7 protein-coding genes and 1 pseudogene are annotated in these 7,319 nt (G+C 66.7%); 2 read left to right on the forward strand and 6 right to left on the reverse strand.

Annotation, left to right across the window (positions count from 1 at the left end; genetic code table 11):
- Positions 1 to 65: 65 nt before the first annotated feature.
- The 6 genes and pseudogenes from ABT116_RS37440 to ABT116_RS51020 form a co-directional block, all read right to left on the reverse strand.
- Positions 66 to 554, reverse strand: coding sequence for a hypothetical protein (locus ABT116_RS37440; protein WP_351643539.1), 489 nt, complete (start codon positions 552 to 554; stop codon positions 66 to 68).
- The gene (locus tag ABT116_RS37445) at positions 542 to 2,386 is read right to left on the reverse strand and encodes a hypothetical protein (RefSeq protein ID WP_351643543.1); all 1,845 of its coding nucleotides are present in this window, start codon (positions 2,384 to 2,386) and stop codon (positions 542 to 544) included. The genes ABT116_RS37440 and ABT116_RS37445 overlap by 13 nt, the downstream gene beginning before the upstream one ends.
- Positions 2,387 to 3,519: 1,133 nt before the next feature.
- Entirely contained in the window at positions 3,520 to 3,828 is a 309-nt protein-coding gene (locus ABT116_RS37450; RefSeq protein ID WP_351643546.1) for a DUF8827 family protein, read from the reverse strand.
- A 253-nt stretch (positions 3,829 to 4,081) separates the two neighbouring features.
- The gene (locus tag ABT116_RS37455) at positions 4,082 to 4,669 is read right to left on the reverse strand and encodes an SMI1/KNR4 family protein (protein WP_351643549.1); all 588 of its coding nucleotides are present in this window, start codon (positions 4,667 to 4,669) and stop codon (positions 4,082 to 4,084) included.
- A gap of 211 nt (positions 4,670 to 4,880) precedes the next feature.
- Positions 4,881 to 5,285 carry a DUF6188 family protein gene (locus tag ABT116_RS37460; protein WP_351643552.1) on the reverse strand — a complete coding sequence of 135 codons (405 nt, stop codon included), beginning with the start codon at positions 5,283 to 5,285 and terminating at the stop codon, positions 4,881 to 4,883.
- A gap of 161 nt (positions 5,286 to 5,446) precedes the next feature.
- Positions 5,447 to 5,732: pseudogene (locus tag ABT116_RS51020) on the reverse strand (hypothetical protein); the annotation flags it as partial.
- Positions 5,733 to 6,235: 503 nt separating this feature from the next.
- On the opposite strand from ABT116_RS51020, the gene ABT116_RS37470 reads away from it, so the two are divergent.
- A complete protein-coding gene (locus ABT116_RS37470; protein WP_351643557.1) occupies positions 6,236 to 6,736 on the forward strand; it encodes a hypothetical protein in 501 nt (166 codons plus the stop codon).
- Between the two features lie 243 nt (positions 6,737 to 6,979).
- The coding region (locus ABT116_RS37475) for a helix-turn-helix domain-containing protein (RefSeq protein WP_351643562.1) at positions 6,980 to 7,319 on the forward strand (340 nt) is incomplete at its 3' end.

Consider the following 7,319-nt stretch of genomic DNA (forward strand, 5'->3'; position numbering starts at 1 on the left):
CCCGGAGCCCTCCGGGGCGGTCCGGGGCGGAAATGACGTCCCGCCTCACGCCCACCAGAAATGCGTCAGGACGGGCGCTGATATCCCGGACGCCATCCGACTGACAAGCCCCAGTGGATTCCGGCGCTGGCCATAACCGTGATTTTGACGTGTTGCTTGCTGCTGCCCAATCCGATCTCGTTGTAAGTCGTAGCGGGCGTGGCCGCGCACGGGATGGTGTAGGTGGCCAGTTTTCCGATGACTATGGTCGTCTTCCCCTCGCCGGTGCATTCGGTCGCCACGGCAACCGTCCCGGCCTTGATGCTCTGGATCACGGCTACCTCTTCCGAACTTGTCCTGTCCGCCAGGCGAATGAGGGCTTTGGCCGAGCCGGAGATGTCGGGTGGGGTTTTCGTCAGATCAATGGCCGAAGAGCGATGGGACGCGGTCGCGGAGGCGGTTGGGGTTTTGTCCGGTGAGCCCTGGCCCTTGTGCGCTGCACAGCCCGCGATGAGCGGAACGCTCGCTGCCAAGGCGATCGTCACTGCCGCGGAGGCCCTGGTCAGCTTTGCCATGTGTACCAGCCGACGGTGTAAGGCGTGTAGGAGACGACTGTTGAAGACGTGGAGTGCGTGCAGTTGCTGTACAGGTAGAAGCTGGTACCTGTGATACGCCGTCGCCAGACGCCGTACTTGGCACTGACGGTCTTATGCGACGGGATGGTCGCGGTCACCGAGTTACCCAGTTTCGCGGTCAGCGAAGCTGACAAGTTGATGCCGTAGGTGGCTTCTTGGCGCGAGACTAGCTCGTTGAGTGAGACCTTTAGCGATCCGGTCAGGCTGATGCCGACGGTCCCCGACGCCTCAGCAGTGAACGTGGTGCTTTCGTTGTGGCTGGTGCCGTTGTAGTTGGACTGGAGGGGCCCGATGGCGCGGATGTATCTGCCCCCGAGGGAGGTGGGTTTGTAGACGCCCCCTGGGTCGCAGTACACATGGTTGGGCGCGATGCCGCTCGGCGAGTCTGTGGGGGTCGCCGGTTCTGAGGTGGCGGTTGCAGGGTCCGTTGGCGCGTCGGTCAGGTCCGTCTCCGGGGGATCAGCCGGCGGTAGCGTCGTCACGGTGCCGCTGTCGTCGTTACCGTCGATGGAGAACCACCCTTGCAGGTCGACGATGAGCTGGATGGTGCCACTGCTGGCGTTGTAGATGCTCACCGCGCCCTGGTCGCCGGGCTGGGCGATCACCAGGTCGGCGGTGGAGGTGTTCGCCTGGAAGTTGTCCACCGACGTGGTGGACGGCATCGGCTGTCCGGTCGGCCACACGCGTAGGTAGCCGGAGTTCTGCTGTCCGGTCGTGGTCAAGTTGAGGACGGCCGCGCCGAAGGACGTGGGGATACCGTCGTTGCCGGCCACTGTCACGCTGACGCTGCTGTCGGCCGGGATGGCGGTGGAGGTGCGGGTGTCGAGCAGCCGGTCCTGGGCGGCGGTGAAGGCCCCGCCACCGGAAGATGGTTGGGTGAAGTAGCCGTAGATGTCGAGGACCACGTCGACCGACTGGGTGGAGGACCCGTTCTTCAGGGTGATCTGGCCGCCTTCCCCTACGGGGATCACCGCGCCCTGGGACGTGGTGACGGTCTTGTAGTCGACGACCGGCTGCCCAGCCGATCCTCCGGTGGCGTAGGCGTAAAGAGTTCCGGCACTGCCGGGGGAAGGAACGGTGATGTTGGCGTAGACCGACGCCTCGTCGGTGATGCCGTCCACACCGTCGATCTGGACGTTCAGCGTCCCGCCGGGCGCGATCTGTGTCTGCGCGGCGCCGGTGCCGTCCCGGGTATCGACGAGCCGTGACTGGGTGACCGGAACGTATCCTCCCGGAGAGGTGGCGCCACCATCGGAGGTGAAGTATCCGTTGACGTTCACGATGAGGTCGGCGGTGCCGCTGGAGTTGTAGACGTCGATCTTCCCGTCCGGGCCGACTGCGACGATTGCCGAGTTGCTTGCGTCCGCGCTGCTGGAGAAGTTGATGACGGACCCCGGGGGCCTGGTGCTGCCGTCGGGCCACATCTGCAGGTAGCTGCCGGACGAGGTGGCGTTCGCCACGGTGATTCCCAGCGACACGGCCGACACCCCGGAACTGGGAACGCCGCCCTGCCCCAGGACCTGGAAAGCGTTGGTGGAAGCCGCACCGAGCGTGGTGCTGACACCGAGAGCCGAGCGCGTGTCAACGATCCTGGCAGAGGGCGAAATTGCGGCGAAGTCACCACTCGCAGTGGTGGCACTTGCTTGGGTGACGCCGGCCAGGCCGAAACAGGCGAGCACTGCGAAGAACACGACGGCCAGAGATAGGCGTCTGTGTCTGGTGCGTCTGGCTTGCAGCATAAAAACCCCCTTGATTTTACGTGGACTTGCCACGAAAGCGGCAAAACGCGTCCGGGTTGAGGGGACCCTAATGATCATGTAAGCAAATAATCTATGGCATGCACTCAAAAGGCGTGCAAAGAAATGCACATTCGGGCAATTTTGCCCACTGTGGACGTCCTAGATGCAGTCAAGTGGGAGTGTCGAAGGCCCTTCTCATCGTCTCCTCCCACGCCGCCAACCGCCTTGCCTGGCTGGACAAACTCCGGATCGCCCTGACCGTCCCGGTCGTCATCCACCCCGCCACACAGCCCCACGGCCCTCGCCGAGTGGTGGTACGCCGAAGGCCGGCCGCGCGAGCGGGCGCTCGGCCCCTCGCCGCGGTCGCGGGGAGGACGACCGGAAGAGCCCGCAGCCGACACGAGGAGCGGAGCACCCCCGCCCCCGACGAGTGCGCCGATGGAGGTGGCGATGTGGATGCTGCTGCCTCCCGGCACGGCAGCAGGCACCTGGACGGCCCTGGTCCTCACGGTCGTCAGCAGCGCGGCCTACGCCGTCGCGGGACCGAGGCGGTAGCGGGTGGCGATGCCGCACGGTGTCGCGACGGTCTGTGTCGTAAAACGGGCGCAGCGCGACATCAGCACGGTTCGCATAGATCTTCGCATTGTCGAGAGAGTCTGTTGCGTCGTGCGCATCGGGTCTTCAGGGTCGTCGGGCGGGATCTCGCCCTGATCGGCGGTGCCTTGCCTCTGGGGAACGTCCGGCGCCACATCGTCCTACAGCATGCCGTGCTGGGCGTTCTCCTCGATCGAGGTGGGCCACAGTCGTCTCCTCCCGCACGCGTGCGCGGTTCGGGACAGCTGCCGAGCGGGCCGCCGTAGCGGGTGGTGGAGATCGTGCTGCCGCTCCTTTAGGCGTGTACCGCGCTGCAGGCTGGTGAGCCAACCCGGCTCACGCACCGCGGCGGCGGCCTGCGCCTGGTGCTCGACGTCCAGCCGGACGAGGGCGCCACCTCGGTGCGCGTCGACCGCGCGGACGCCCCCGTCCGTCTGGAGCGGACGGCCCCGCCAGCGTCGGGCTCTCCCGCCAGGTCAGCGTTAAGAGTCCGAGCGACTGCCCTCAAATGAGGGCCCGTTCGTCGCGCCGGGGGACAGGCGCCAATTGGCAACGGCGGTGCCGGAAGTCGGCTAGACGGCCATGCCGTAGACGATGGTGAACACGGTTCCGAGTGAGCCGATGATGAAGACGCCTGTCAGTCCTGCGACGATCAGGCCCTTGCCCTGCTCGGCGCTGAAGGTGTCTCGCAGGGCGGTGGCGCCGATCCGCTGCTTCGCTGCGCCCCAAATGGCGAGCGCCAGACAGATCAGGATGGCGAGCGCCATGATCACCTGGATCATCGTCTTGGCCTCGGTACCGAGGGCGCCGAAGGGCCCCCAGTCGGGGGCGATTCCCCCGATGATCGTGTTGATGTCGCCCTTGTCGGCGGCCAACTGCATGGCGGGCCCCTCCCGTTGGTGTCCAGGTCCTGATCCTCGTCGCAGCCCTGGATGGGCGTGTTCCACCGTAAGACCAGTCGGGGGCGCGGCCTGGCGCGGTTCCAGAAACGGCCCTCAAATGAGGGCCACGGCGCCTTTGCCCACGGCATACGCGCTGCGCCCGGTGTCGCCGAACAGGGTGTCGGAGCACGTGTTGACGATCCGCCTGGCTTCGTTCATGAGAACGGGTTCTGGCTCAGGTTCTGTGGAGCGGTTACGGGGAGTGAGCGAGCCGCTGCCGGATCGGATGCGCTCTGAGCTGAGGTGAGGTGAGCTCCAGAGCCCGGTTGTCCTGTCCGGCAGCCATGTGGTCGAGCCATCGTTCATACCAGGCGAGAAAGTCCGGGGCTGAGGAGACGTTCGGGCCCCAGAAGCCGTCTGCGTTGCCGATGAGCATGCGCCTGGTGAGAGGGCCGGTTATGCCTATGAGGACGAGATCGCTGCAGCCGCGTTCGATGACGTGCAGGAACAGGTCACCACGGCGGGTGGGGCGATAGGCCCGGCTGAATCCTCTTGAGCCCGTGCTGGGGTCTCTGGAGTTCATCGTGAAGAGCGTGCAGTCCTCCAACGGGATCAGTCCGTAGTACGGAGACGCACCACTGCCGCCCATGTTGGTGAGGAAGTCTCGATAGGGCTGCGGGAGTTCCACGTCATGCTCGCCCTGAAAGGCATCTGCCTGACCGTTGGTGATGCGGGGGCCGAGACGAAATTCGTGCCGCTCCTCCCCAAAGGAGTGGCTTCGGTTGGGCGCGTAGGGGATGCGTGCCAGCTTGCGTCGCAACCGCGGGATGCGGGAGTCCATGCGAGCTCTTCTCTCATGTCGCCCGCAATCTATCGCACGGCACCAGAGCTCATCCTGCGAGCAGGACTCGCTTCCTCAGCAGCTGGAAGCCCGCCCGGCCGAACATCTGGCGCTTGAGCATCTTGATCTGCACGACGCCTTCGTCTCGGTCGGGTGCTCGCTCATCTGCTGGAGGAGGCTCAAGAGGCCGCTCACCTCGTAAGCGCGGCGATCAAGCCCGTGACCCGTCGGGCATTCTCACGCCGCCACCGGGCAGTGATCTGATGAAGTAGCTGCCCCGCAGACCGATGACCCAGCCGAAGGCATCGGAGGAAACGGGCACGTCCAGACGCCATCCGTTGGCTAAGCGGACCCGCAGGCTGCCTGAATCGGCTGCGTGAACCTCGGCGATCACCTGATCGAGCAGCTGCGGCAGCCGGTCAAGGTTGGTCCGTGTGGATGCGTGGACGGGCACGGCTTCGTGGTCCGTCGTCAGTTCTGCGGGACTGTGAACCTCGATCCGGTTCGCACCGGTGTGAAGCCGCAGCTCGTTGCCGATGATCACCTCTCCGATGCCGATCCCACGCATCGAGCGGATGTCCCACCCGTCATCCACACGGCTGATTCCGTTGTCCATGCCGGAAGACTACGGACACCCGGCTGCCACGCTGCCGCACAAGATCGTGTTACGAGCTCTCAGCCGGTGGCCGTTCTCATATCCGGGCCCTCACTCCGACGCCAGGCCAAGCGCCCGGATCAGGTGGGAACCCGCACACCACTTCCCAGGACGCAACCCTGCGCGAGCTGGATGGCCGGGACTGCGCCGTGGGAGCGGATCGCCGCGGTGATGCGGGCGAATGCTTCCTGCCGGCGGTCGTTCCACAGCCCGGGCCCCGGGGCTGCTTCAGCCGTCCGGGCGGACGCCGGTGGCCTCGGCCATCACCAGGCCGGTCACGGACGACGGCAGGGCGAGCCCAGGTCGCCGACCGCCCCCGCCACCACTGTCAAGGGCGGTGGCATACCGAGGCGACTCCCAGCCGTCGCAGCCGAGCAGCAGGCCGAAGCCGACGAACGCGAGCGCCAGGGCAGGAGCGAGCACGCGGCTGGGGCCGGCGAAGGGACCCGCGATACGGGCCCCCGGCTCGTGAGCCGAACGACGATGCCATCGGGCGGTCCCGCAGGGGACTGACCACGCGTCCCAGGCCATTCCCGATACTCCCTTTTCCGCAGGTCAACGCGGGTGGGATCGTTCTGTCGTCGGGGATGAGGGGGTTGCTGTTGTAGGGAACCCCGGGTGTCCTCGAAGCTCTGGGTGTCGCACCGGCCGAGGCGCAAGCACCGCCCCGGCAGTGGCACGGCGACGATCCACCCCGCAACCTTCGCACCGGGCCCCTGCGTGTCCAGGCACCGGAGGTGCGGAGTTCGGCAACCGGGATCGGGATCGGGCGCGGGACGAGGTGGTGAACGGCGGCAGACGTCTTCGGGTCGAAAGCCGGAGCCTGCCGCGAGCAATCACACACGAATCAGAGAAAGAAGACGCACATGAACAGGAAGTCCTCCGCACGCCGTCGTCCGAGCAGCCTTGGCGTGGCTGCCGTTGGCCTCGTCCTGGCCGTCGGGCTCGGCGTGTCGGCGCAGGGCTCGGCGCAGGCGTCCGTCCATACCGCCGTGAAGGGGCCTGCCGTCACCTCGAAGCCGGCCGCCGCCGCACCGAAGTCGGTCACCGGTACGTCCGGACACGTGGTGACCCGGATCGCCGACTTCTACGGCGCGTACATCGACGCGAAGGGCGACTACGAGAACCCGGACGCCGCGCTGGCCAAGGCGCTCCGCACGCACTACCTGACGCCCGACTTCGCCAAGCGGCTGGCCGCCTGGGAGAAGGAGAACGGGGCGGACGGAGTTCTGCGTGCCCAGAACGTCCCCACACGGTGGACGGTGACGGACAACGGCACCCTGGGGCACGCACACGAGGTCGCCGTCACGCTGACCTTCGGCAGTGGGAGGAACACGCAAGAGACCAAGCTCTTCGTACTGGTGGAGCGGTACAACCACATCAGCGACATCGCGACCAAGAGCGCCCACTGACGGCGGAGCCCGCCACGCCCAGCCGGACGGGGCGCGTGCCCCGTCCGGCTGGGCGTGGCACAGGCCAGCGCGCGGCGGCCATGAACGCGACCGTCGGCGTCTGCGTATCGGACGTCGTCGACCATCGAGGGCCGGTGCGACGACTGCCGTCCTTCGGGCGCCAAGGAACCATCCCACGCCCACCTGACGTGCAGTGATATCAAGGCCTGGGATGCGGAATCGCGGGCGGAAGACAGGGGAACGATGTCGGTGAGGGACGATGCCGAGGAGTTCGCGGCGTTGCTGCGTCAGCTCAAAGACCGCACCGGTCGGAGTTACGGCTCCCTCGCCCGCCAGCTCAACATGAACGCCTCCACACTGCACCGATACTGTGCGGGCGAGGGCGTTCCTCAGGACTTCGCGCCCGTCGAGCGGCTCGCGACCTTCTGCGGGGCGACGCCTCAGGAGCGGCTCGACCTGCACCGGCTGTGGCTGTCGGCGGTGGCGGCCCGGCAGCGGGTGCGTACGGCCGACTCACCGGAGGCAGTGACGCACTGGTACTGGCCGGTCGGCGTCCTCGTCTTCGCGATCATCGCCGAGTCCT

The organism is Streptomyces sp. NPDC002130, from assembly GCF_040296465.1.
Classification (GTDB): domain Bacteria; phylum Actinomycetota; class Actinomycetes; order Streptomycetales; family Streptomycetaceae; genus Streptomyces.